This window comes from Streptomyces sp. NPDC104367, assembly GCF_055583825.1.
The window spans coordinates 1-25,511 of sequence record NZ_JBVJND010000006.1 but is presented as its reverse complement, the minus strand read 5'-3'; the positions used below and the strand labels follow the sequence as shown (position 1 = coordinate 25,511).

The 25,511-nt window shown below is 72.7% G+C and carries 20 protein-coding genes and 1 rRNA gene; 5 read left to right on the top strand and 16 right to left on the bottom strand.

Translation table 11 applies throughout. The annotated features are described in order from the left end of the window. Positions 1-320 precede the first annotated feature (320 nt). The 4 genes from ald to ACZ619_RS10700 all read right to left on the bottom strand — a co-directional run bounded on the left by ald (position 321) and on the right by ACZ619_RS10700 (position 6,254). Positions 321-1,436, bottom strand: coding sequence for an alanine dehydrogenase (gene ald / locus ACZ619_RS10715; RefSeq protein WP_469597502.1), 1,116 nt, complete (start codon positions 1,434-1,436; stop codon positions 321-323). A gap of 143 nt (positions 1,437-1,579) precedes the next feature. Next, the gene (locus ACZ619_RS10710; RefSeq protein ID WP_469596810.1) at positions 1,580-3,646 is read right to left on the bottom strand and encodes a tetratricopeptide repeat protein; all 2,067 of its coding nucleotides are present in this window, start codon (positions 3,644-3,646) and stop codon (positions 1,580-1,582) included. Positions 3,647-3,820: 174 nt separating this feature from the next. Then, the gene (locus ACZ619_RS10705) at positions 3,821-4,447 is read right to left on the bottom strand and encodes an NUDIX domain-containing protein (protein ID WP_469596808.1); all 627 of its coding nucleotides are present in this window, start codon (positions 4,445-4,447) and stop codon (positions 3,821-3,823) included. Positions 4,448-4,565: 118 nt separating this feature from the next. Then, a complete protein-coding gene (locus tag ACZ619_RS10700) occupies positions 4,566-6,254 on the bottom strand; it encodes a CTP synthase (protein ID WP_469597500.1) in 1,689 nt (562 codons plus the stop codon). A 514-nt stretch (positions 6,255-6,768) separates the two neighbouring features. Here ACZ619_RS10700 and ACZ619_RS10695 point away from each other — a divergent pair. The 3 genes from ACZ619_RS10695 to ACZ619_RS10685 all read left to right on the top strand — a co-directional run bounded on the left by ACZ619_RS10695 (position 6,769) and on the right by ACZ619_RS10685 (position 11,757). Next, positions 6,769-8,571 (top strand): glycoside hydrolase family 15 protein, encoded by a 1,803-nt coding sequence (locus tag ACZ619_RS10695; protein ID WP_469597498.1) that lies wholly within the window; start codon positions 6,769-6,771, stop codon positions 8,569-8,571. A gap of 119 nt (positions 8,572-8,690) precedes the next feature. After that, a complete protein-coding gene (locus ACZ619_RS10690; protein ID WP_469596806.1) occupies positions 8,691-10,073 on the top strand; it encodes an FAD-binding oxidoreductase in 1,383 nt (460 codons plus the stop codon). A 43-nt stretch (positions 10,074-10,116) separates the two neighbouring features. Further along, a complete protein-coding gene (locus ACZ619_RS10685; protein ID WP_469596804.1) occupies positions 10,117-11,757 on the top strand; it encodes a PucR family transcriptional regulator in 1,641 nt (546 codons plus the stop codon). 12 nt (positions 11,758-11,769) lie between these two features. Here ACZ619_RS10685 and ACZ619_RS10680 read toward each other — a convergent pair whose 3' ends face one another. From ACZ619_RS10680 to ACZ619_RS10660, 5 genes are all read right to left on the bottom strand, one after another. Then, positions 11,770-12,906, bottom strand: a complete 1,137-nt coding sequence (locus ACZ619_RS10680) for a glycosyltransferase family 4 protein (RefSeq protein ID WP_469596801.1) — start codon at positions 12,904-12,906, stop codon at positions 11,770-11,772. A 179-nt stretch (positions 12,907-13,085) separates the two neighbouring features. Then, positions 13,086-14,804 (bottom strand): DNA repair protein RecN, encoded by a 1,719-nt coding sequence (recN, locus tag ACZ619_RS10675; protein ID WP_469597495.1) that lies wholly within the window; start codon positions 14,802-14,804, stop codon positions 13,086-13,088. Positions 14,805-14,968: 164 nt separating this feature from the next. Further along, complete coding sequence (locus tag ACZ619_RS10670) at positions 14,969-15,874, bottom strand: NAD kinase (protein WP_469596798.1); 906 nt, start codon at positions 15,872-15,874, stop codon at positions 14,969-14,971. Continuing rightward, entirely contained in the window at positions 15,871-16,686 is an 816-nt protein-coding gene (locus ACZ619_RS10665) for a TlyA family RNA methyltransferase (RefSeq protein WP_469596796.1), read from the bottom strand. Before ACZ619_RS10665 ends, ACZ619_RS10670 begins: the two co-directional genes overlap by 4 nt. Positions 16,687-16,693: 7 nt before the next feature. Further along, entirely contained in the window at positions 16,694-17,017 is a 324-nt protein-coding gene (locus ACZ619_RS10660) for a hypothetical protein (RefSeq protein WP_469596794.1), read from the bottom strand. A 42-nt stretch (positions 17,018-17,059) separates the two neighbouring features. On the opposite strand from ACZ619_RS10660, the gene ACZ619_RS10655 reads away from it, so the two are divergent. Next, entirely contained in the window at positions 17,060-17,407 is a 348-nt protein-coding gene (locus ACZ619_RS10655; protein WP_469596791.1) for an SCP2 sterol-binding domain-containing protein, read from the top strand. A 7-nt stretch (positions 17,408-17,414) separates the two neighbouring features. On the opposite strand, the gene ACZ619_RS10650 is transcribed toward ACZ619_RS10655, so the two are convergent. The 4 genes from ACZ619_RS10650 to ACZ619_RS10635 all read right to left on the bottom strand — a co-directional run bounded on the left by ACZ619_RS10650 (position 17,415) and on the right by ACZ619_RS10635 (position 21,435). Beyond that, positions 17,415-18,269 (bottom strand): ABC transporter ATP-binding protein, encoded by an 855-nt coding sequence (locus tag ACZ619_RS10650; RefSeq protein ID WP_469596789.1) that lies wholly within the window; start codon positions 18,267-18,269, stop codon positions 17,415-17,417. After that, the gene (locus ACZ619_RS10645) at positions 18,266-19,303 is read right to left on the bottom strand and encodes a FecCD family ABC transporter permease (protein ID WP_469596787.1); all 1,038 of its coding nucleotides are present in this window, start codon (positions 19,301-19,303) and stop codon (positions 18,266-18,268) included. Before ACZ619_RS10645 ends, ACZ619_RS10650 begins: the two co-directional genes overlap by 4 nt. After that, entirely contained in the window at positions 19,300-20,343 is a 1,044-nt protein-coding gene (locus tag ACZ619_RS10640) for a FecCD family ABC transporter permease (protein ID WP_469596785.1), read from the bottom strand. Before ACZ619_RS10640 ends, ACZ619_RS10645 begins: the two co-directional genes overlap by 4 nt. 63 nt (positions 20,344-20,406) lie before the next feature. After that, entirely contained in the window at positions 20,407-21,435 is a 1,029-nt protein-coding gene (locus ACZ619_RS10635) for an HAD-IIA family hydrolase (RefSeq protein ID WP_469596782.1), read from the bottom strand. An 85-nt stretch (positions 21,436-21,520) separates the two neighbouring features. On the opposite strand from ACZ619_RS10635, the gene ACZ619_RS10630 reads away from it, so the two are divergent. Continuing rightward, complete coding sequence (locus ACZ619_RS10630; RefSeq protein WP_469596780.1) at positions 21,521-22,804, top strand: DUF1015 family protein; 1,284 nt, start codon at positions 21,521-21,523, stop codon at positions 22,802-22,804. A gap of 83 nt (positions 22,805-22,887) precedes the next feature. Here the strand turns inward: ACZ619_RS10630 and ACZ619_RS10625 are convergent, their stop codons facing one another. From ACZ619_RS10625 to rrf, 3 genes are all read right to left on the bottom strand, one after another. Continuing rightward, complete coding sequence (locus ACZ619_RS10625) at positions 22,888-23,829, bottom strand: tetratricopeptide repeat protein (RefSeq protein ID WP_469597492.1); 942 nt, start codon at positions 23,827-23,829, stop codon at positions 22,888-22,890. After that, on the bottom strand, positions 23,721-25,067 hold the full coding sequence (locus ACZ619_RS10620) for a hypothetical protein (protein WP_469597532.1): 1,347 nt from the start codon (positions 25,065-25,067) through the stop codon (positions 23,721-23,723). Before ACZ619_RS10620 ends, ACZ619_RS10625 begins: the two co-directional genes overlap by 109 nt. A 150-nt stretch (positions 25,068-25,217) precedes the next feature. Further along, a 5S ribosomal RNA gene (gene rrf / locus ACZ619_RS10615) occupies positions 25,218-25,334 on the bottom strand. Positions 25,335-25,511 lie beyond the last annotated feature (177 nt).

The following is a 25,511-nucleotide window of genomic DNA, read 5'->3' as shown; positions in this document are numbered from 1 at the left end:
CGTGGCACCATGCCGACGGTTGGCGACTCTATGGCGTGTCGGGCGTCCGCAGCAACACAATCCGCCGGACCCGGCAGGATGTGTCGGCAATGAAACATCTCGCTGTCAAGGGCGTACGGCCGTCGCACAGCAGGTTTCACCGGTGTACGAATCGGGCGAAGGGTTACGTTCGAGGCGAGTTGGCCGAGCGTAGCAAAGTGACCATACACACATCCGGCCGGACCTTCTCGGGCAAGGTCCGGCCGGATGTTCGTGGTTGACGCGCCTTGTTGACGTATCGCCTTTACGAAAAGGTGACTTAGTCACCTGTCCGTTTCGGGTCAGCCGAGCAGCGTGTCGAGATCCAGGTGCTCCAGCCCGTGGGCCTCGGCGACCTCCTTGTAAACGACCTTGCCGTCATGCGTGTTGAGGCCCTTGGCGAGCGCGGCGTCGCGGCGCAGCGCCTCCGCCCAGCCGTTGTCGGCCAGCGACACGATGTACGGCAGGGTGGCGTTGGTGAGCGCGTAGGTCGAGGTGTTGGGGACCGCGCCGGGCATGTTGGCGACGCAGTAGAAGACCGAGTCGTGGACCTTGAAGGTCGGCTCGGCGTGCGTGGTGGCGCGGGAGTCCTCGAAGCAGCCGCCCTGGTCGATCGCGATGTCGACAAGGACACTTCCCGCCTTCATCCGGGAGACCAGCTCGTTGGTGACGAGCTTGGGGGCCTTGGCGCCCGGGATGAGCACCGCGCCGATCACGAGGTCGGCCTCCAGGCAGGCCTTCTCCAGCTCGAAGGCGTTGGAGACGACGGTCTGGATCTTCGTGCCGAAGATCTTGTCCGCCTCCTTGAGCTTGTTGATGTCCTTGTCGAGCAGGGTCACCTGGAAGCCCATGCCGATGGCGATCTGGGCGGCGTTCCAGCCGGAGACGCCACCGCCGATGACGACGGCCTTGGCGGCCAGCACGCCGGGGACGCCGCCGGGCAGCACACCGCGGCCGCCGTTGGCGCGCATCAGGTGGTAGGCGCCGACCTGCGGGGCGAGCCGGCCCGCGACCTCGGACATGGGGGCGAGCAGCGGGAGCGCGCGGCCGGGCAGCTCGACCGTCTCGTAGGCGATCGCCGTGGTGCCGGACTCCAGCAGGGCGTCGGTGCACTCCTTGGAGGCGGCCAGGTGCAGGTAGGTGAAGAGCGTCTGGTCCTTGCGGAGCCGGTGGTACTCCTCCGCGACGGGCTCCTTGACCTTCAGCAGCAGGTCGGCGGTGGCCCACACCTCGTCGGCGGTGTCCAGGATCGTGGCACCGGCGGCGGTGTACTCGTCGTCGGGGATCGACGAGCCGACACCGGCGCCGCGCTCGATGACGACCTGGTGGCCGTGGCGCACCAGCTCGTGCACGCCGGCGGGGGTGATGGCCACCCGGAACTCGTTGTTCTTGACCTCGCGGGGGATGCCGACCTTCACGTCGATCACGGTCCTTGGCTCAGAGGGTGTGGGGGCGTAACAGCACATATCAGGCATGCGACGCACACCAGGAGACACCGCAGGAGAACCGGCGGCAGAGCCAGTTTAATGAAGGCGTTCCGGCTGTCTAGCCTTTCATTGCATCAATCTTCGGCGGAGGTACTACGGATTTCGCAGGTGTTAGCCCCGTGTTCCAGGTAGGAGTCGGGGTCCGGGGACCCCTGAGGCTCCTCACTCAGCATGCGCTCGGCGGCCGAGCGGTGCAGGCCCGCGGCGGTGGAGTCGCCCAGGTGCTCCAGCGTGTCGGCGAGCCGCAACTGGAGCGCGGCCTGCAGTCGTACGTCGTCGGCGCGGCGCGCCCACTCCACCGCCTCCTGGCAGGTGTGCAGCGATTCCTCGGGCCGTCCGGCGTACTCCTGGACCCGGGCCAGCTCGCTCAACGCCCTTGCCTGTGCTGCCACATCGCCGTTCTTGCGATGGCCGGAAAAGGCCGCCCGCCAGCCCCTGAGCGCCTCGCCGTAACGGCCCGCGTAGGTGTGCGCGCCGGCGATACGGCCGTAGAGCCGGGCGGCCTCGGCGCGCTCGTCGCGGGCCAGCCGCTGGGCGAGGGCACGACCGAACCAGTCGGCGGCCCGGTCGTAGTCCCCCAGCTCCTGGTACGCGCCACCTACGGATTCCATTGCGCGGCCGGTTGCATACGGATCATTTGCACTGCGCGCAGCGTCCAGAGCCAACCGATATCGCACCAGTGCGTCCGCCGTGCGTCCGGTCTGCGCGTCCAGGTCGCCCAGGTTCAGCAACGCGGCGGCCTGCTCGCGCGGCAGGTCGCGGCGCTCGGCGACATCGAGCACGAGTCCGTGGATGCCGTACAGGTCGGCGGCCGCGGCCTGGGTGCCGAAGTGCGCCACCATGGCTCGTACCAGCTGGGACATCAGCCGGCGGGCCAGTGTGTCGAGCTCGCCGTCGGCGACCGCGGTGCGGGCGGCGGCCAGCAGGGCCGGACGCCGGATGGCGAGCCACTCGGCGGCGGCCCGCGGGGTGGGGAAGCGCAGCTCGCGGGGCAGCGCCTGGAGCTTCTCGCGGGCCTGCGGGTTGTCGGTCTCGGTGATCGCCCGGCAGGACTGCAGCAGCCGTACCGTGCGCTCCAGCATCCGGGCCCGGGCCAGCTGGAGCTCCCCGGACCGCTCCCGGGACTCCGCGAAGGAGCGCAGCAGCGGGTGGAGGCAGCCGGGGACCTCGTACTGGGGCAGCGGGGAGGCCACGGTGCGCAGCAGGCCCAGCCGGACCAGCTGGTCCAGGGTGGTGCGGGCGGAGTCGACCGAGCAGCCGGCCAGCGCGGAGGCGGTGTGCGGGTCGGCCAGCCCGGCCGGGGCCAGGCTCAGGAGCCGCAGCATCCGGGCGGCCTGGCCGGGCAGCTGGTCGTGGACGAACCGGAGGACCCGGGACAGGGCCGCGCTGTCGTCGGCGTCCGCGTGCAGGCGCTTGGCGAGGTCGGAGACGGCCGCCTGGGGACGGGCGGCGAGCCAGCCGCCGGCCAGGGTGAGCGCGGCGGGGTGCGCCTGGCAGACCTCGACCAGGGACTCGGCGGAGCGCGGGTCGACCGTGATGCGGACCGCGCCGGTGTAGCGGGTGAGCAGTTCGACGGCCGACTTGGTGTCGAGGCCGCCCAGGGTGCAGGGGCGGACGTCCGGGATGCCGGTGAGCGGTCCGCCGGAGACGGCGACGACGAGGCAGTCGGGGGTGTCCGGGAGCAGTGCGTCGACCTCTTCGGCGCCCGGCGCGTCGTCCAGCAGGAGCAGCATCCGGCGCTCGGCGAGGGCGGTGCGCAGCGCGTGGGTGAGGTCGTCCTCGGCGGCGCCGGCCGGGGTGGGCAGGCGCAGGGCGGTGAGGAGTTCGCGGGCGGTGCGCTCGACCGGGACGGGGGTGCCGTCGGGCTCGGCGAGGCGGGCGCGCAGCACCCCGTCGGGGTAGTCGGCGGCGACCCGCCGGACCAGTTCCCCGGCGAGCGCGGTGCGTCCGGATCCGGGTCTGCCCGCGATCAGCAGGACCCGGGCGCGGGGGGCCTTGCGGCCGGCGATGGTGTCCAGGCCCGCGCGCTCGATGTCGGCCCGCAGTTCCTTCAACTCTCTTGTGCGGCCCAGGAATTGGTCGTCCGGGGCCGCGGGCGCCGCGAGTCGTGCACCGCCTGTGTCCACCGCCTGATCCGTCACGGGCCACACTCCCGTCCCACCGCGCACGCGTGCCCGCCGGGACTCCGGTTCGGGCGTTTCGGCTCAATCGTGTCGAGCCTAGTTCACGTGCGAGGACGTTCCCGGCGGAGCACGGCGGGCACATCGCCCGATCGGATCAGCCGATGGTCACATCGGCGTACCCCGGAGGTGGGATCAGGCCTCGAAGGGGCGGGCCGGCCAGGGCGCGTCGGCCGGGCGCAGCGCGTCCAGACCGTCGCCGGCGCGGGCCGCGACCAGCGAGAGGACACCCGTCACGAGGCAGTTGTTGTGCACGTCCCCGGCGAGCACCAGGCGCACCAGCTCGTCGACCGGCACGCGCGCGTACTCCAGCTCGGTCTCCTCGTGCTCGGTCTCGAAGCGCTCGCCCTCGGCCTCGGCCAGATCGCGGGCGAGGAAGATCCGCACGGCCTCGTCGCAGCCGCCGGGGGTGGTGTACAGGTCGGTCAGCACCCGCCACTCCCCGGCCTTGACGTGCGCCTCCTCGTAGAGCTCGCGCTGGGCGGCGTGCAGCGGGTTCTCGCCGGGGACGTCGAGCAGGCCGGCCGGGATCTCCCAGAGCCTCTGCCGGACCGGGTGCCGGTACTGGCGGATGAGCAGCACCCGGTCCTCCTCGTCGAGGGCGAGGACGGCGACCGAGCCGGGGTGGACCTGGTAGTCGCGGCGGGCCACCGAGCCGTCGGGCATGACCACCTCGTCCGTGCGGACGGAGGTCTTGTTGCCCACGAAGGGGGTCTCCGTCGCCCGGATCTCCCATTCCTCGGCGGTGTCCTTGATCGTCATGCCAAGCCCTTCCAGACGTACACGGGAAAACAGACGCAGACGGGAAAAACCGGTCCACGGCAAAACCGGGGCGCCCACCTTTGAAGGTATGCACCCCGGCCACCGTACAACTGGTGTGTTACTTCGAATCCGGCTGCTCGGCCACGGCCTGCTGACGCGCGACGGCCGCCTTCACCAGGCCCGCGAACAGCGGGTGCGGGCGGGTCGGGCGGGAGCGCAGCTCCGGGTGCGCCTGGGTGGCGACCAGGTAGGGGTGGACGTCGCGCGGGTACTCGACGTACTCGACGAGCTTGCCGTCCGGGGAGGTGCCGGAGAACAGGATGCCCGCCTTCTTCTCCAGCTCCGAGCGGTAGGCGTTGTTGACCTCGTAGCGGTGGCGGTGCCGCTCCTCGACGTACTCCTTGCCGTCGTAGACCTCGCGCACGATGGAGCCCTCGGCCAGCTTCGCCGGGTACATGCCCAGGCGCATGGTGCCGCCCATGTCGCCCTCGCCGGCGACGATGTCGAGCTGCTCGGCCATGGTGGAGATGACCGGGTGGCCGGTGGCGGAGTCGAACTCGGTGGAGTTGGCGTCCGGGATGCCGGCCAGGTTGCGCGCGGCCTCGATCACGATGCACTGCAGGCCCAGGCAGAGGCCGAGCAGCGGGATCCGGTTCTCGCGGGCGTAGCGGATGGCGCCGACCTTGCCGAGCACACCGCGGTCGCCGAAGCCGCCGGGGATGCAGATGCCGTCGACGTCACCGAGCTGGGCGGCGGCGCCGGCCGGGGTCCTGCAGTCGTCCGAGGTGACCCACTTGATCTTCACGCGGGCCTTGTTGGCGAAGCCGCCGGCGCGCAGCGCCTCGGTGACCGAGAGGTAGGCGTCGGGCAGGTCGATGTACTTGCCGACCAGGGCCAGGGTGATCTCGTGGTCGGGGTTGTGGACGCGGTCGAGCAGGTCGTCCCAGGTCCGCCAGTCCACGTCGCGGAACGGCAGGTCCAGCTTGCGGACGACATAGGCGTCCAGGCCCTCGCCGTGCACGGTCTTCGGGATGTCGTAGATCGAACGGGCGTCCGGGCAGGCCACCACGGCGGCCTCGTCGACGTCGCACATCAGCGAGATCTTGCGCTTGATGGCGGTGGGGACCTCGCGGTCGCAGCGCAGCACGATCGCGTCGGGCTGGATGCCGATGTTCCGCAGGGCGGCCACGGAGTGCTGGGTGGGCTTGGTCTTCAGCTCGCCCGACGGACCGATGTAGGGCAGGAGAGAGATGTGCACCACGAACACGTTGTCCCGGCCGACCTCGTGCCGGACCTGGCGGACCGTCTCCAGGAACGGCAGCGACTCGATGTCGCCGACCGTGCCGCCGACCTCGGTGATGACGACGTCGACCTCGTCGGTCGCCATGCGCCGGATGCGGTGCTTGATCTCGTTGGTGATGTGCGGGATGACCTGGACCGTGTCGCCCAGGTACTCGCCGCGCCGCTCCTTGGCGATCACCGTCGAGTAGACCTGACCGGTGGTGACGTTGGCGGAGCCGTCCAGGTCGCGGTCGAGGAAGCGCTCGTAGTGACCGATGTCCAGGTCGGTCTCGGCGCCGTCGTTGGTGACGAACACCTCACCGTGCTGGAAGGGGTTCATCGTGCCCGGGTCGACGTTCAGGTACGGGTCGAGCTTCTGCATCACGACGCGCAGACCCCGGGCCTTGAGCAGCATGCCCAGGCTGGAGGCCGTCAGGCCCTTGCCGAGCGAGGAGGCGACACCCCCGGTGACGAAGATGTGCTTGGTCGTCGTGGCTGCGCTGTTCTTAAAAGCATGCGGCGGCATGGCCAAGAGGGGGCTCCCGTGGTCGCGATCTGTCGTGCGGTACGGCTGCCGTCCGGGCGTTTCCGGGGGTCGTGCCGTCGCTGCGGTTCGGGGGTTTCGTGCCCACCGGTCCACGGGCTACCAGGGTATCAGCGCCTCGGAGAGATGGCTTCCGGCCACGCTCCGCACGCACGTCGACACGCGGACGCTCACGTTTACGTACATCTCACCCGCGGCTCACTCGTTCGGCCCACACGGGTTGCCCGGAGCGGCACGCAGATCATCTACGTGCGTCGTATCCTGCTCGGACACTCGCTGCCGAGCCAGGCCGGAGAACACGGCACACCCCCGCCCGTCACTCCCGGAACAACGAGAGCTCGGCAGTTCGTTGAGCTATGACCGCCGTTTTGCCTCAGGGCGCGACGGACTGCTTTGCTTCACCGCTCAACGCAGCACAACAACAACCCCCTTGACCGCACTAGCGACAGCCCCCCTCTGCCTGGGGGGTGACGTGGCCGTTCGACTGGAGTTGCACGTGGCCGGGCGCATCGAAGATTACGCACTCATCGGAGACATGCAGACCGCCGCCCTGGTCTGCCGGGACGGCACAGTGGACTGGCTGTGCCTGCCCCGCTTCGACTCGCACGCCATCTTCGCCGGTCTGCTCGGCACCGAGGAACACGGCTTCTGGCGGCTCGGCCCGGCGCACGCGGCCGACTCCCCGCCCCCGACCGCGGCCCGCCGCAGCTACCGGGGCGACTCACTGATCCTGGAGTCCGAGTGGGACACCCCGCGCGGCACGGTCCGGGTGACCGACTTCATGCCGCCGCGTGACGGCGCCCCCCAGCTGATCCGCATCGTCGAGGGCGTCACCGGCCGCGTCCCGATGCGCTCGGTCCTGCGCATGCGCTTCTCCTACGGCCGGGTCGTGCCCTGGGTGCACAAGCACGACGGCCGTACGGTCGCCGTCGCGGGCCCCGACTCGGTGTGGTTCGACACCTCGGCGGAGACCTACGGCAAGTCGCTGACCACCTACGCGGACTTCACCGTGGCCCCCGGCGACCGGATCGCGTTCACCGTCTCGTGGCAGCCCTCGCACAAGGAGCCGCCGCCGCTGCCGGAGCCCGAGCAGTCGCTGGAGGCGACCGAGGAGTTCTGGCGCGAGTGGGTCGAGCACTGTACGTACCACGGCCCCTACCGTGAGGCGGTGGTCCGCTCCCTGATCACGCTGAAGGCCCTGACCTACGCCCCCACGGGCGGCATCGTCGCCGCGCCCACCACCTCGCTCCCCGAGGACATCGGCGGCGTCCGCAACTGGGACTACCGCTACACCTGGCTGCGCGACGCGGCCATCACCCTGTCCTCGCTGCTGCGCACCGGCTACCGCGAGGAGGCCCGCGCCTGGCGCGAGTGGCTGCTGCGGGCGGTCGCCGGCGACCCCGAGAACCTTCAGATCATGTACGGCATCGCGGGCGAGCGCGAGCTGGGCGAGGCCGAGCTGGACTGGCTGCCCGGCTACGAGAACTCAGCCCCGGTCCGGGTCGGCAACGGCGCCGCCCACCAGCTCCAGCTGGACGTCTACGGCGAGGTCACCGAGGCCCTGCACCTGGCCCACATGACCGGCCTCGCCCGCAACGACTACGCCTCCCTGCTCCAGCTCAAGCTCATCCGCTACCTGGAGGACCACTGGGACGAGCCCGACGAGGGCATCTGGGAGGTCCGCGGCCCGCGGCGGCACTTCGTGCACTCCAAGGTGATGGCCTGGGTCGCCGTGGACCGCACCATCAAGCTGATCGAGTCCGGGGACGCGGACGGCCCGCTGGAGCGCTGGAAGGAACTGCGCGACGACATCCACCGGGACGTCTGCGAGAAGGGCTACGACAAGGAACGCAACACGTTCACGCAGTCCTACGGCTCGCAGGAGCTGGACGCGTCGCTGCTGCTGATCCCCCAGATGGGGTTCCTGCCGCCGGACGACAAGCGGGTCATCGGCACCATCGAGGCGATCCAGCGGGAGCTGTCCACGTCGGACGGCTTCATCCTGCGCTACCCGACCTCGGGCGGCGACGAGGGCGTGGACGGCCTCCCCGGCGACGAGGGCGCCTTCCTGGCGTGCTCGTTCTGGATGGCCGACGACCTCGCGATGATCGGCCGCGTCGACGAGGCGCGCAAGCTGTTCGAGAAGCTGCTCGCCCTGCGGAACGACCTGGGGCTGCTGGCGGAGGAGTGGGACCCGCGGCTGAAGCGGCAGGTGGGCAACTTCCCGCAGGCGTTCAGCCATGTGCCGTTGATCGACACGGCGCTGCGGCTGACCGCGTCGGGCGCGTACGGCGGGTAGAGGCCGCGCGTCGGTCGTCCGCGGGTGCGTGGGGGCTGGTCGCGCCCACGCGGCAACAGCCGCGCATCCGGCACGGCCCCGCACCCCGTCGGAGCGCGCTGCGGCCTAGGCTCGTGGTCATGGGTGCCCCCTCCAAGGCGCACGCGGCCCTCGCCGTGCTCCGTGAGGACCTGGTCGGCGATGTGTTCGCCCCGGGAGACCCGGGGTACGACGGAGCCCGCGCCGTCTTCGACGGCACGGTCGACCGGCGGCCCGCCGTGATCGCCCAGTGCGTGGACGACGCCGACGTGGTGCGTGCCGTGCGGTTCGGGCGGGAGCTGGACCTGCGGATCGCGGTGCGCGGCGGCGGCCACGGCCTCGCGGGCTCCGCGGTCGCCGACGGCGCGCTCGTGGTGGATCTGCGCCGGATGCAGGGGGTGGCCGTCGACCCGGCGGCGGAGGTCGTCCGGGTACGGGGCGGGGCGACCGTCGGCCGGCTGGACCGGGCGACCCGGCCGTACAAACTGGCCTGCGCCGGGGGCCGGGTCTCCACCACCGGGGTCGGCGGGTTCGTGCTCGGCGGCGGCTCCGGCTGGCTGGACCGGGCCTTCGGGCCGGCCGTCGACGACCTGGCCGGCGTCGAGCTGGTCACCGCCGACGGCGAGCGTGTGCACGCCGGTGCCGACGAGAACCCCGAGCTGTTCTGGGCCCTGCACGGCGGCGGCGGGAACTTCGGCGTGGCCACCGCGCTCACCCTCGCGCTGCACGAGCTGCCGCTGTTCTGTGCCGCGCTGCTGCTGTACCCGCCGTCCCTCGGCCCCGACGTCGTCCGCGCCTTCCGTGAGGTGATCGGCACCGGCCCCGACGAGATCGGCGGCGCGGTCCTGTACATGACCGGCCCGCCCGCGGATTTCGTACCCGGGCACCTGGTGGGCAGGCCGCTGTGCGCCGCGCTGGTCACCTGCGTGGGCGGCGAGCAGGACCTGCGCGGGCTCGCCGCGCCGGTGCTCGCGCTGCCGCACGCGGCGGCGGTCGTCGGCCCGCTGCCGTACACCGAGGCACAGCGCCTGCTCGACCCGCCGGCCGGGCTCAGGATCCACTCGTCGGCCGAGTGCCTGGCCGCACTGCCCGACGCGGCGGTGGACGCCTGGTGCGCCGCCGCGGACGGCATGCCGGGGCCGGGCGGCACCCGGCTCCTGCTGTACCCGCAGGGCGGGGCGATCGCCTCGGGGCCGGCGCGGTACCCGGTGGCGCACCGCGACGCGGCCTGGGTGGTGCACCCCTTCGGCAGCTGGGCGGACCCGGCCGGGGACGAGCGGGGGACCGCCTGGGTGGGGAACGTCCGCGCCGCGGTCCGGCCGTGGTCCACCGGCGCGGTCTGCCTCAGCCTCATCGGCGACGAGGGCCCCGGGCGGGTGCGGGCCGGGCTCGGCGTGGGCAACGCGCTGCGGCTCGCCAAGGTGAAGCGGCGCTGGGACCCGGACAACGTGTTCCGCTTCAACCACAACGTCGAACCGGTGTGACCGAAGGTGCCGTGAGGGCGTTCTCCCAGGTAGCGTCCGCTCCATGGACAGCGGTACGGGCAGCGGATACGACACCCAGGGCGCCGGGATCACCGTGCAGCGGGCGCTGGAGCTGCCCGGGCTGCGCAGCGGACTCCCGGAGATCCTCGCGGGCTCCGACCGGCTGGGCCGCACCGTGCGCTGGGTGCACGCGGGCGAGGTGCCGAACATCGCCTCGCTGCTGAAGGGCGGCGAGCTGCTGCTCACCACCGGCTACGGCCTGGGCACCCGGCCGGGCGACCAGCGGGCCTTCGTCCGCACCCTCGCCGAGCGGGGCATCGCCGCCCTGGTGGTGGAGCTGGGCCCGCGCTTCGCCCGGCTGCCCGCCACCCTCGTCGACACCGCCCGGGCGACCGGGCTGCCGCTCGTCGCGCTGCACCGCGAGGTGCCCTTCGTGGCGGTGACCGAGGAGATCCACACCGAGATCGTCAACCACCACTACACGCTGCTCCAGCGGGCGGAGGAGGTGCACCGCCGATGTACCGAGGCCCTGCTGGGCGGCGGCGGGGTGCCCCAGGTGCTGGCCATCCTGGCCGACTTCAGCGGCAACCCGGTCTTCCTGGAGACGGCCGACGGCCAGCTCCTGTACGCCGCCGGGTCGGGGCCCGAGGGCGCGGACCCGCTCCAGGTGTGGGAGGGGCTGCGCGGCCAGCACAAGGACGCGCCGCCGACCGGGGCGGTCCTGGTGGACGTGCCGGGCGGCGGGCCGGGGACGGGGGCGGTGCGCGCCCGGCTGGTGCTGCTGCCCGTGCGCGGCCCCCTCGCGCCCGTCCACCGGATCGCCACCGAGCGCGCCGCGGGCATCCTGGCCGTCGTGCTGATGCAGGCCCGCCAGGAGGAGGAGCTGGCGGCGCGCGGACGCGGCGACTTCCTGACCGACCTCGCCGAGGGCCGCATCACCGCGGAGGACGCCCCGGCCCAGGCACGCGTCCTCGGCTTCAAGCCCGGCACCAGCCCGCTGCTGCCGGTGGTCATGCGGGTCGGCGACTCCCTTTCCCCGGGCGGGGGTTGGGCGGTGCTGGCCCGCGCGGTCGGTGAGGAGCTGGCGGCCGTGGGGGTGCCGGTGCTGCTGGGTGTGCGGCCCGTCGAGGGCCGGGTGCCGCTGCTGCTGGGCCTGCGCTCGGAGGCGGAGCGCACGTCGGTCGCGGACCGGGTCGCGGCGGCGCTGCGGGCCGGGGTGGAACGCGCCGGGATGCAGCGCCCGGGAGCGGCACCGCCCGTCGTGGTGGTCGGAGTGGCGGGCGGCTGGGCGGCGGCCTCGGCGGGCCTGCGGCACGCCGCGGAGACGGCGACGGCGGCCCAGGGCCTGTCCGACCGCCCCTGGTACGACGCCCGCCGCCTCGACATCGACCTGCTGCTGTGGCGGCTGCGCGACCATCCCGACCTGGCGGCCTTCGTGGACCGGGCGATCGGCCCGCTCCGCGACCACGACAACCGCTCCAGGCCGCCGCTGCTGCCCACCCTGGAGACCTACCTGGCGCACGCGGGCCGCAAGGCGGAGACGGCCCGCGAACTCCACCTCAACCGGCAGACCCTCTACAACCGCCTCGCCCGCATCGGGGAGTTGCTGGGCACGGACCTCGACGACCCGCAGGTGGTACTGGCGTTGAGCCTGGCCCTGCGAGCCCGCCGGCACACCCCCTAGCCCCCCGAGCCGCTAGGGAAGCGGCCGGGGCTGGGTCAACTCGTCGTAGACGCTCAGGACCTGGGCCACGGTCTCGTCCTCGGTGGGCCAGCTCGCCGCCTGCCGGGTGCCCCTGTCCCGCAGTTCCTCGCAGCGCCCGGGATCGTCGAGCAGCCGCACGACGGCGTCGGCGAGGGCCGGCGCGTCGCCGTACGGGACGAGTTCGGCCGCGTCGCCGACCAGGTCGGGGATCCCGCCGACGGCGGTCGCGACCAGCGGCACACGCGCGTGCAGGGCCTCCTGGGCGAGGACGGAGCGGGACTCCCAACGGCTGGGCAGCAGCGCCAGATCGGCGGCGGCGAGCAGTTCCGGGACGTCGTCGCGGCTGCCGATGAGCCGGGCGGGCAGTTCCTCGTGCTCGATCCGCCGCTGCAACTCGGGGCGCAGCGGCCCCTCCCCCGCGATGACGAGCAGCGGCACCGGGTCGAGGCGGCACCAGGCGTGCGCCGCGTCCAGCAGGACGTCGTAGCCGCGGTGCCGGTCCAGGGAGCCGACGGCCATGAGCAACGGCCTTCCCATGACGCCGAGTTCGGCCCGCACCTTGGACCGCAGCCCGTCCGGCTCGTCCTGGTCCGCCGGGGGCCGCGGGCCGGGCAGCGCGACCGCGGCCAGCCGGGCGTCCCGGGCGCCGGTGCGGCGGGCGCGGTCGACGAGGTCGGAGGTCGTGCCCAGCACCACCGAGGCGGCCTTCACCACCCGCCGCTCCAGCATCCTCAGCAGATGGGCCCGCGCGCCCTCGGCATGGGCCCGGCTGTGCCAGGTGACGACGAGCGGGGTGCTGCGGCCGCTCAGCGCCAGCGCCGCGCGGAAGGAGGCGTGCAGGCCGTGCGCGTGCACCAGGTCGGCGTCCGTGCAGGCGGCGCGGAGCGCGGCGACCGACCCCGGGTCGCTGCTGCGCGGTACGTGCACATGGCCGGCGCCGGCACCGGAGAAGTCGTAGACGTGGTCGGCCTCGGTGGGGGCGCACACGGTGACGCGTACGCCCCGTGCGACGAGGCCGGCGGCCAGCGAACGCACGTGCGCGCTGCTTCCGGCGTTGCCGCCGCCGAGCACCTGTACGGTGCGCAGGGGCGACTGACCGAGCGGTGCGTTGCTGCTCACGGGGCTCACGCGGCCGTGCTCCTGGTTCGGCGTCGGGCGGTAACGAGGGTACCTACAGAAGGTATCGGGCCGAGGGGCACGGTGTGCGGCTCCGGGGTGGGGCATACCGGGGCGGGGCGGGGCATGCGCCGGAGCATGTCACTCGTGAGGGTGATGAATCTCCCCGGACGGGCGCCGGGCCCCCGCCGTCAGCCGTCGGCCCGGGCCGCCGCCAGCAGCTCCTCCGCGTGTGCCCGCGCCGTCTCCGAGTCCTCCTGTCCTGCCAGCATCCGCGACAGCTCGCGGACCCTCTCCTCGCCCTCCAGGACCTTCACGCCCGACCGTGTCACCGTGCCGTCGTTGGTCTTCTCCACCAGCAGCTGCCGGTCGGCGAAGGCGGCGACCTGCGGAAGGTGGGTGACCACCACCACCTGGGCCGACCTGGCGAGCTTCGCGAGGCGTCGGCCGATCTCCACCGCCGCCTTGCCGCCCACGCCCGCGTCGACCTCGTCGAAGAGGTAGGTCGGGACCGGGTCGGTGCCCGCGAAGACGACCTCCACGGCCAGCATCACGCGGGACAGCTCACCGCCCGACGCACCCTTGGCGATCGGCCGCGGCGGGGCACCGGGGTGCGGCGCCAGCAGCAGCTCGACCTCGTCGGCACCGGACGGCCCGTACGCCACCGCCCGGCCGCCGACCTCCACGCCCTCCGGGTCCTCGGTCTGCCGGATCGCGAAGGACACGCGCGCGTGCGGCATCGCCAGGGAGCCCAGCTCCGCGGTGACGGCGGCCGCGAACCGCTCGGCGGCCTCGGCGCGCGCGTCCGTCAACGCCTGGGCGAGTCCGCCCAGTTCCGCGCGGAGGGCGTCCCGCTCGGCGGTCAGCTCCTCGATCCGCTCGTCGTCGCCGTCGAGCTGGGTCAGCCGGACGGCGCTCTGCTCGGCCCAGGCCAGCACGGCGCCGATGTCCTCGCCGTACTTGCGGGTGAGCGCGGTGAGCGCGGCGCGCCGCTCCTCCACGGCCGCCAGCCGCAGCGGATCGGCGTCCAGGTCGTCGGCGTACCCGGCCAGTTCGCCCGCCACGTCGCCCAGCAGGATGCCGACCTCGCCGATCCGGTCGGCGAGCGCGGCCAGCGCCGGGTCGTGCGACCGGACGGTCTCCAGGGCCCGGTGGGCGCCCGCGACCAGGGTGGCCGCGTCGATGCCCTCGGGGTCCTCGGGGTTGCCGGCGAGCGCGGAGTGCGCGGCGGTCGCGGCCGACGACAGCGCCTCGGCGTGCCCGAGCCGCTCGGCCTCCTCGGCGAGTTCGACGTCCTCGCCGGCCCTCGGCTCCACACCCGCGATCTCGTCGAGCCCGTAGCGCAGCAGGTCGGCCTCCTGGGCCCGTTCACGCGCGCGGGTGACGATCTCCTCCAGCTCGACCGCGACGGCCCGCAGCCGCCGGTAGGCCTCGCCGTACTTGTCGAGCGGTACGGCCACCCCGTCGCCCGCGTACCGGTCGAGGGCCTGCCGCTGCCGGGACAGCTTCAGCAGCCCCTGCTGGTCGGTCTGCCCGTGCACGGCCACCAGGTCGTCGGCGAGTTCGGCGAGCAGCCCGACGGGCACGCTCCGCCCGCCCAGGTGCGCCCGGGAGCGCCCCTCGGCGGAAACGGTACGGCTGATCAGCAGCGCCCCGTCGTCCAGTTCGGCACCGGCCTCCTCGGCCCGTACGCCCGCCGAGGCGCCCTCGGGGACGGTGAGCCGCCCCTCGACGACCGCCTTCTCGGCGCCGATCCGCACGAGCGCGGGATCAGCCCGCCCGCCGAGCAGCAGCCCCAGGCTGGTGACCACCATGGTCTTGCCCGCACCGGTCTCACCGGTGACGGCGGTGAACCCCGGCGACAACTCGACGACGGCGTCGTCGATGACCCCGAGCGACCGTATCCGCATTTCTTCCAGCACGGGGAAGACCTTACGAGGTGGGGCGGGCGAAGCGCGAGGCACCCTGTCACCCACCCGAGTGGAGCTGCGCCCCACGGGGGCGCGGGGAACCGCCCGAGCGGCCCCCCACGCACCGCAGCCGCCGACGCACCGCGGCCGGCCCCCACGCACCGCTAGTGCGGCGCCCCCCGCCACCCGGAGACCGGCAGCGCGAACTTCGCGACCAGCCGGTCCGTGAACGACGCGTGGTGCAGCCGGGCCAGCCGCACCGGCACGGCTCCCCGCCGCACCTCGACCCGCGCCCCCGGCGGCAGCTCGACGGTCCGGCGCCCGTCGCACCACAGCACCCCGGGCTGGATGTGCGGCAGCACCTCCACCGCGAGCACCGAGTCCGGCGACGTGACCAGCGGCTTCGCGAACAGCGCGTGCGCGGAGATCGGCACCATCAGCAGCGCCTCCACCTCCGGCCACACCACCGGCCCGCCGGCCGAGAACGCGTACGCCGTGGACCCGGTCGGCGTCGACAGCACGATGCCGTCGCACCCGAACCCCGTCACCGGCCGCCCGTCGATCTCCAGCACGACTTCCAGCAGCTTCTCGGCGCCCGCCTTCTGCACCGCCGCCTCGTTCAGCGCCCAGTCCGTGTGCACGATGTCCCCGTTGCGGTGCACGACGACGTCGACGGTCATCCGCTCCTCGACCTCGTACGCCTTGCTCACCACCCGGTCGACGACCTTGTCGAGGTCGTCGCGCTCGGCCTCGGCGAGGAACCCGACGCTCCCCAGGTTGACGCCGAGCATCGGCACCCCGGACGCCCGCGCGAACTCGGCGCCGCGCAGCAGCGTGCCGTCGCCGCCGAGCACGATCAGCAGCTCGCAGCCGTCGAGGCTGTGCGGCGAGGCCTCCTCGACGAGTTCGACCTCGTCGGGCAGTGGCAGGTCGTGCGCCTCGTACTCCAGCACCCGCACCCCGACCCCGGCCGCCAGCAGCCCCTTGACCACCAGTTCGGCGCTGCGGATCGCAGCGGGCCGCCCGGTGTGGGCGAGCAGGAAAACAGTACGACCTCGGTTCTGTGTCAACGCGGCCCCTCCGCCACTGCACGGTCAACATCGGCCGGGTCCAGTTCCGGTGCCCCGGCCCGCAGCCACAGAAAGTACTCGACATTGCCGGACGGCCCGGGCAGCGGACTGGCGGTGACACCGTTCACCCCGAGTCCCAGCTCCCACGCCCTCTCGGCAACCCCCCGCACGGCCTCCGCCCGCAGCTGCGGACTCCGTACGACTCCCCCGCTGCCCAGTCGCTCCTTGCCCACCTCGAACTGCGGCTTGACCATCATGACCAGGTCGGCGTCCGGCTTCACGCACCGCGCCAGGGCCGGCAGCACCAACCCGAGCGGGATGAAGGACAGATCACCCACGACAAGATCCACAGGCTCCCCATCGATCGCTTCAAGCGTCAACTCGCGTACGTTCGTACGGTCCTTGACGGTGACGCGTTCATCGCTCTGAAGAGACCAGGCGAGTTGTCCGTATCCGACGTCGACCGCGACGACGTGCGCGGCCCCCTCCCGCAGCAGCACATCGGTGAACCCGCCCGTGGACGCCCCGGCGTCCAGCGCCCGCCGTCCCCGGACCGTCAGCCCCCGCGGCACGAAGGCCGCCAGCGCGCCCGCGAGCTTGTGGCCGCCCCGGGAGACGTACTCGGGATCGCCCTCGTCGGACTGGACGACGATGGCCGCGGCGGTCTCCACCTGCGTGGCCGGCTTGGTCGCGACGGTCTTGCCGACGCTGACCCGCCCGGCGGCGATCAGCTGGCTGGCGTGCTCGCGCGAGCGCGCCAGCTTCCGGCGGACCAGCTCCGCGTCCAGACGGCGACGTGCGACTCCTGCCACGGTGGGTTCAGCTCCTGCTCTGGTGGTACGACGGTGACGGCGCCCGGTCGCCGTACGACGGCGGTGCGGGTGCCGGAGGTCCGGGGCGGACGTCGAGCGCGGTGAGCGCGTCGCGCAGCCCCCCGTGTACATCCTCGTACACCTCCAGATGCCCGTCGGTGGCGAGGTGGTCGGCGTCGCCCAGCCGGTCGAGCCGGGCGTCGACCTCGGCGTTGCCGGTGGGGGTGCGGGGGACGGCGAGCGGGGCGGGGGCAGCCGGGTCGTACTCGGGTTCGACCTCGGTGTTCTCCTCCGCCTCCGGCACCGGGGCCCCGGGCACAGAGTCGGTCATGCCCCGACGCTACCCCGAACCGCTGGGGTACCGTCGATCGCGATGGCCACGATCGAGGAGTGCCGCGCCGCACTCGACAAGCTCTCGCACACCATGGGCAGCGCCGAGGGGGACGTCCGCGCGGCCGCAGCGATGGACCGCTCGGTGAGCTGTCACATCACCGACCTGGACGTCACCTTCGCCGGCCGTCTCACCGGCGGCCGGATCGAGGTGACGGACACCCTGCCCGGGCCACCGCCGGAGAAGGCGCAGATCAGACTGGCCATGGCCGGCGACGACCTGGTGGCCCTGGTGGACGGCGAGCTGAACTTCGCCGGGGCCTGGGGCTCGGGCCGGGTGAAGCTGGAGGCGAACCTGCTGGACCTGTTCCGGCTCAGGAAGCTGCTCTAGCGGGCCTTCAGGAGGCCGCCCGCAGCCGCGCCTTGCGGGCCGCCGGCACCACCAGCGGGGTCCCCGTCTCCGGGTCGTCGATGACCTGGCAGCTCAGCCCGAACACCTTCTCGACCAGCTCGGCGGTGACGATGTCGGCGGGGGCGCCCTCGGCGATCACCTCGCCGCCGCGCAGGGCGACGAGGTGGGTGGCGTAGCGGGCCGCGTGGTTGAGGTCGTGCAGCACGGCCACCAGCGTCCGCCCCTGCTCCTCGTGGAGTTCGGCGCACAGGTCCAGGACGTCGATCTGGTGCTGGATGTCCAGATAGGTGGTCGGCTCGTCGAGGAGCAGCAGCGGGGTCTGCTGAGCGAGCGCCATCGCGATCCAGACGCGCTGGCGCTGGCCGCCGGAGAGTTCGTCGACGTACCGGTCGGCGAGTTCGGCGACCCCGGTCCGCGCCATCGACTCCTGGACCACCCGCTCGTCCTGCGCCGACCACTGGCGCAGGATGCCCTGGTGCGGGTAGCGGCCGCGGCCGACCAGGTCGCCGACGGTGATGCCGTCGGGCGCGACGGACGACTGCGGGAGCAGGCCGAGGGTGCGGGCGACCTTCTTCGCGGGCATCGACTGGATGACCTGCCCGTCGAGCAGCACCCGGCCCTCGCTGGGCCTGAGCATCCGGGACAGCGCCCGCAGGAGCGTCGACTTGCCGCAGGCGTTGGGACCGACGATCACCGTGAACGAGTTGTCGGGGATCTCCACCGACAGCTGCTCGGCGATGACCCGCTGGTCGTAGGCGAGGGTGACGTTCTCGGCGGACAGGCGGTTCACAGTGCTCCTCTTGCTGTCTGACTCGCGGTGCGGCTGGGGGGTCGCGCTCATATCCGGCCCGCCTTGCGCTCGGTGACGAGAAGCCACAGCAGGTAGACACCGCCGAGGACACCGGTGACCACGCCCACCGGCAGCTGGTCGGCGCCGAAGGCGCGCTGGGAGGCCCAGTCGGCGGCGACCAGCAGGGTGGCGCCCATGCACAGGGAGGCCACCAGGTTGGGGCCGGGCGAGCGGGTGAGGCGGCGGGCGAGCTGGGGCGCGGTGAGCGCCACGAAGCTGACGGGTCCGGCGGCGGCGGTGGCAGCCGCGGTCAGCAGCACGGCGGCCACCAGCAACAGCAGCCGCACCCGCTCGACCCGCACCCCGAGGGCGTACGACACGTCGTCGCCCATCTCCATCATGCGCAGGCCGCGCGCGTTGGCGAGGACCAGCGGGACGAGGACGGCGCACAGCGCGAGCAGCGGCCGGACCTGGCTCCAGTCCCGGCCGTTGAGGGAGCCGGTCATCCACACAACCGCGCGGGTCGCGTCCACGATGTCGGCCTTGGTGAGCAGGTAGCCGTTGACCGCGGTGACGATCGCGGAGACGCCGATGCCGACCAGGACCAGCCGGTAGCCGTGCACGCCCCGCTTCCAGGCGAGCAGATAGATGGCGAGGCCGGTCACCAGGCCGCCGGCCAGGGCGCCGAGGGTGACCTGGGCGGCGCTGCCCGACATCAGCACGATCACGACGAGCGCGCCGGACGTGGCGCCCTGGGAGAGGCCCAGGACGTCCGGACTGCCCAGCGGGTTGCGGGAGATGGCCTGGAACAGCGCGCCGCCGAGGCCCAGCGAGGCCCCGACCAGCAGCCCGACCAGGACCCGCGGCAGCCGCAGCTCGTTGACGACGAAGTCCTGCCCGGCGGTGCCGCCGCCGAACAGCGTCCTGACCACGTCCCCGAAGGAGATCGGGAAGTCGCCGGTGCCGATCAGCACGACGCTCGCGGCGGACGCGGCCAGCAGCAGCGCGCCCACCACGGTCAGCGCGCGCACGTCCGCCCGCAGGGAGAGCCCGCCGGGGGTGCGCAGGATACGGGTGTTCCTCACAGCTGGGCCGTCCTCCGCCGTCGTACCAGAAGAATGAAGACCGGCCCGCCGATGATCGCGGTGACGATGCCGACCTGGAGCTCCGAGGGGCGGGCCACGATCCGGCCGACGACATCGGCGCCGAGCAGCAGCACGGGCGACAGAACCGTCGCGTACGGCAGGATCCAGCGCAGGTCGGGGCCGGTGAAGGAGCGCACCACGTGCGGCACCATCAGGCCGACGAAGACGATCGGGCCGCAGGCCGCGGTGGCCGCGCCGCACAGCACGGTGGCGGCCAGCATGGCCAGCGCCCGGGTACGGCCCAGGTCGGCGCCCAGCGCGCGGGCGGTGTCGTCGCCCATCGCCACCGCGTTCAGCGGCCGGGCGAGGCCGAGCGCGAGCAGGGTGCCGGCCGCGATGAACGGCAGCACCTGCGCGATCGTCGCGTCGCTCGCCGAGGCCAGCGAACCCACCGTCCAGAACCGCAGCTTGTTGAGCGCCGCGTCGTCCGTGATCATCACGGCCTGGAGGTAGCCGTAGAGCGCGGCGCTGATCGCCGTACCGGCGAGCGCGAGCCGCACCGGTGTGGCGCCCCGGCTGCCGCCCAGGAACCACACCAGCGCGCCCACCGCGGCCGCCCCGAAGAAGGCGAACCACACATAGCCGTCGAGGCTGGTGACACCGAAGAAGGTGATCGCGGTGACGACGGCGGCCGACGCGCCCGCGTTGATGCCGAGCAGCCCGGGGTCGGCGAGCGGGTTGCGGGTGAGCGCCTGGAGCACCGCCCCGGACAGGCCGAGGGCCGCGCCGGCCAGCAGGCCCAGCGCGGTCCGCGACAAGCGCTCGTCGACGACGACGTCGCCGTACGTCCCCGTGTCGTGGAACAGGCCGTGCCACACCTGGTCCAGCGGCAGTTCTTTCGCCCCGATGGCGATGCTCGCCAGAGCGACGAGCATCAGGATCACGACGGAGACGAGGAGCCCGAAGGCCCGTATCGCCCGACGGCTCGGGGGCGCGGGAGCGGTCTCCGCGCGCTGTTCTGGGGGACTGTCGACCAACACGTGGTTAGGTTAGCCTACCCTCGCATTCGGTCTCGATGCCCTGTCCCCCGCGAACAGCCGGGCTCAGAACCCCAGCCGCGCCAGCGCCTTGCCCCCGTCCAGCTCGCAGGAGCCCTCCCCGGCCGCCGTCCAGGCCGCCGCGCACAGCGCCCGCAGCCCGTCGAGCGGCTCGCCGTCCCCGTCCAGCTCCAGCCGGTCGGCGCCCGCCACGGCCGTCCAGCCACCGCACCGGAACCCGTCGCCGTCCGCCGCGACCTCGGGCTGCCCGGTGAGCAGCCCGCGCAGATCCGCGTCCACGTACGTCGGCCGGTGCTGCGGCGGCGCGGCCAGCAGCTGCGGCCCGTCGGTCACCCCGGTCAGCACGAGCAGCGAGTCGACCCCGCCGTTGAACGCGCCCTCGATGTCGGTGTCCAGCCGGTCCCCGACCACCAACGGCCGCTGCGCGCCCGTCCGCAGGATCGTCTCCTTGTGCATCGGCGGCAGCGGCTTGCCGGCCACCTGCGGCTCGGCACCCGTCGCGATCCGTACGACCTCCACCGCCGCGCCGTTGCCCGGCGCGATCCCGCGCCCGCTCGGGATCGTCAGGTCGGTGTTGGACGCGAACCACGGCACCCCGCGCGCGACGGCGTACGACGCCTCGGCGAACCGTCCCCAGGTCAGATCCGGCCCGCCGTACCCCTGTACGACGGCCGCCGGGTCGTCGTCGGCCGACTCGACCGGCTCCAGCCCCCGCTCCCGCAGCGCGACCCGCAGCCCCTCGCCGCCGATCACCAGCACCCGCGCGCCCGCCGGCACCTGCTCGCTGATCAGCCGCGCCACCGCCTGCGCCGAGGTGATGACGTCGTCGGCGCCCGTGGGGATGCCCAGCTCGGTGAGATGCCCGGCCACCGTGTCCGGCGTCCGCAGCGCGTTGTTGGTGACGTACGCCAGGTGCATCCCGCCCGCGCGGGCCACCGCCAGCGACTCGACGGCGTGCGCGATGGCACTGCCTCCCGCGTACACCACACCGTCCAGATCGAGCAGTGCCGTGTCGTACGCCTCGCTCAGGGCCTGTCCGCTGCCCTCTGGACCAGTCCTGACGCTCTGGCTCATTCGCTCTCGCTCCTCGTCGACTCGCGTTGTCCGGCCTTTCTCCATCGATCATCCCGCACGCCACTGACACACGTACGATGCCGGGATGAACACTGCAGGTCACTCGGAAGCAACGGAGCGCCGAGGCCTGGAACTCACCCCGTTCCGCGGCCTTCGCTACGACCCCGACCGGGTCGGCAGCCTCGCAGCCGTCACCTCACCGCCGTACGACGTCGTCGTACGCCCCGACGGCGTACACCACCTCCAGTCCGCCGACCCGTACAACATCGTCCGGCTGATCCTTCCGCAGGCCGGCTCCACCAGCGCCGGAACCGAACAGGCGGCCGACACCCTGCACCGCTGGCAGGCCGAGGGCATCCTCACCATGGATCCCGAGCCGGCCCTGTACGTGTACGAGCAGCACGACGGCAACAGTATGCTCCAGCGCGGCGTCATCGGCGCCCTGCGCCTCTCGGAGCCGTCGGAGGGCGTGGTGCTTCCGCACGAGGAGGTCATGCCCCCGGTCGTCGCCGACCGCGCGGCCCTGATGCGCGCCACCTCCGCGAACCTCGAACCGCTGCTGCTGACCTACCGGGGCAACGGAGGGGCCGCCGAGGTCGTCGAGGCGGCGGCCGACCGGACACCGCTCCTGGCCACCACCACGGAGGACGGCTACCGGCACCGCATCTGGGCGGTCACCGACCCCGCCGAGGTGGCCCGCGTCCAGTCCGACCTCGCCCAGCGCCAGGCCCTGATCGCCGACGGCCACCACCGCTGGGCCACCTACCTGTGTCTACGCGCGGAGCACCCCTCCCCCAGCCCCTGGGACTACGGTCTGGTCCTGCTCGTCGACACCGCCCGCTACCCGCTGCGCGTCCGCGCCATCCACCGTCTGCTGCACGGCCTGCCGGTGGGGGACGCCCTGACCGCCGTGAAGGACCACTTCCGGGTGCGCCGGCTCGACCTGCCGCTGCCCCGGGCCCAGGAGGCGCTCGCGGACGCGGCCCGCGCCGGGAACGCCTTCCTGCTGGCCGGCGACGGCGCGTTCCACCTCATCGACCGCCCGGACCCGGCCCTCCTGGACCGCACCGTGCCCGCCGACCGCCCGGCCGTCTGGCGCACCCTGGACGCCACGGTCCTGCACGCCGCGCTCCTCGACCACGTCTGGCGCGTCCCCGAGGACTCGCCCGCGCACATCGCGTACATCCACGACGCCGCGGCGACCGTCGCGAAGGCCGAGCGCGACGGCGGTACGGCGGTCCTGCTGCACCCGGTCCACGAGGACGTCGTCCGGGACCTGGCCCGCCAGGGCGTGACCATGCCCCGCAAGTCGACGTCCTTCGGCCCGAAGCCGGCGTCGGGGCTGGTGCTGCGGGCGCTGGACGGCTGAGGCACCTCTCGGAAAGACCCCGAGAACGACAGAGGGCGGGCTCCGCGTGGAGCCCGCCCTCTGTCGTTGACCGACGTCAGTCGTCAGTCCTTCTTGCCGGCCTCGGGACCGGCCTCGCCCTTGGAATCGGCTTCGACGTCGGCTTCGGCTTCGGCTTCGGCATCAACGTCGGCGCCGACACGGTCACCGGCGACCTCGTCGTCAGCCTCGTCGTCAGCCTCGTCGTCCTCGACGTCCTCGACATCTTCGTCGTCTTCGTCGTCTTCCGGCTCGTCGTCCTCGTCCTCGGCCTCGTCCGTGGGCTCGGCCACGGCTGCCTCGGCGGTGGCCTTCTCCGGCTCGTCCTCGTCGAGCGCGTCGACGAACTCGACGCCGTCCAGCTCGGCCAGCCGGTCGGAGGCGTCAGTGCTGCCGTCCCGGTCGGCCTCGACGGCCTTCGCGAACCACTCACGGGCCTGGTCGGCACGGCCGGCGGCCAGCAGGGCGTCGGCGTACGCGTACCGCAGCCGCGCGGTCCACGGCTGGACGGAGCTGGAGGCCAGCTCGGGGCTCTGGAGCGTCACGATCGCCGCGTCGAGCTGGCCCATGTCACGGCGGGCACCGGCGGCGACGAGCCGCATCTCGACCTGGCCGGCCTTGTCGAGCTTGTGCACCTCGGGGGCACCGGCCATGTCCAGCGCCTTCTCCGGCCGACCGAGCCCACGCTCGCAGTCGGCCATCACCGGCCACAGCTCCACGCTGCCGGTCATGCGCCGCGCGGCCCGGAACTCGGCGAGCGCCTCGGCGTACTTCTGGTTCGCGTACGCGGCGAACCCGCCGGCCTCGCGTACGGCGGCGACACGGGACGCCAGACGCAGGGCCACCTTGGAGTAGCCGTAGGCGCCCTCGGGGTCCTCGTCGATGAGCCGGGCGACCATCACCAGGTTCTTGGCGACGTCCTCCGCGAGCGTCTTGGGCAGGCTCTGGAGCTCCTGCCGTACGTCCTTGTCGATCTCGTCGCCGGTGACGTCCTCCGGGATCGGCAGCCGCTTGATCGGCTCACGGTCACGGTCGCGCTCCCGGTCGTCGCGTCCGCGGTAGCCGCCACCACGCCGGTCGTCGCGGTAACCGCCGCGGTCGTCCCGCCGGTCGTCGCGGCCACGGTAGCCGCCGCCCCGGTTGTCGTCCCGGCGGCCGTAGCCACCGCCACCACCGCGGTTGTCGTCACGACGGGGGCCTCGGTCGCGGTCGTCGCGCCGGCCGCCGTAACCGCCCCGGTCACCACCGCGGTCGTCACGCTGGTAGCCCGGACGGGAGCCACGGTTGTCGTCGCGACGGCCGTAGCCACCGCCGCCACCACGGCTGTCACCACCACGGTTGTCACCGCCGCGGTTGTCGCGGTTGTCGTCGCGGCGGTAGCCACCACGGTCGTCCCGGTCGTCACGACGGTAAGCGGGACGGTCACCACCACGGTCGTCACGGCGATCGTCACGGCGGTCATCGCGCCGGTCGTCCCTGCGGTCGTCACGACGGAACGGAGGACGCTCACCACGGTCATCACGACGGAACGGAGGACGCTCACCACGGTCATCACGACGAGGACCACGGTCACGATCGTCACGCTGGTAGCCCGGACGGGAGCCACGGTTGTCGTCGCGACGGCCGTAGCCACCGCCGCCACCACGGCTGTCACCACCACGGTTGTCACCGCCGCGGTTGTCGCGGTTGTCGTCGCGGCGGTAGCCACCACGGTCGTCCCGGTCGTCACGACGGTAAGCGGGACGGTCACCACCACGGTCACCACCACGGTCGTCACGGCGATCGTCACGGCGGTCATCGCGCCGGTCGTCCCTGCGGTCGTCACGACGGAACGGAGGACGCTCACCACGGTCATCACGACGAGGACCACGGTCACGATCGTCACGCCGGCCGCCGTAACCGCCCCGGTCACCACCGCGGTCGTCACGCTGGTAGCCCGGACGGGAACCACGGTTGTCATCACGGCGACCGTAGCCACCGCCACCACCACGGTTGTCACCGCCGCGGTTGTCGTCACGCCGGTCGTCGCGACGGCCATAACCGCCGCCACCGCCGCCGCCACGGTTGTCATCACGGCGACCGTAACCGCCGCCTCCACCGCGGTTGTCGTCGCGACGGCCGTAGCCACCGCCACCACCACGGCTGTCACCGCCGCGGCTGTCGTCACGGCGGCCGTAACCGCCGCGGTCTCCACGGTCGTTGCGGTCGCGGTCGCCGCGGTATCCGCCACGGTCACCGCGGTCACCACTGTCCCGTCGACGCTGGTCGCGCTCCGGTCGGTCGTCGGGCGAGTTGGTGGACATGGTGACTCCTGTCTTCGGTACCGCAAGCATTGTAAAAACAAAAGGACCCCTGGTCCCAGCTGAACGCTGGGACCAGGGGTCCTCCAAAGATTGTTCGGCGGCGTCCTACTCTCCCACAGGGTCCCCCCTGCAGTACCATCGGCGCTGTGAGGCTTAGCTTCCGGGTTCGGAATGTAACCGGGCGTTTCCCTCACGCTATGACCACCGAAACCCTAATGGTTTCGAGCGAACAAGCACACTCTTCAATTGTGTGTTCAGCTCTAAGCCGGCAACGGTCGTTGCCTCAGAACTAACACAGTGGACGCGAGCAACTGAGGACAAGCCCTCGGCCTATTAGTACCGGTCACCTCCACCCATTACTGGGCTTCCAGATCCGGCCTATCAAC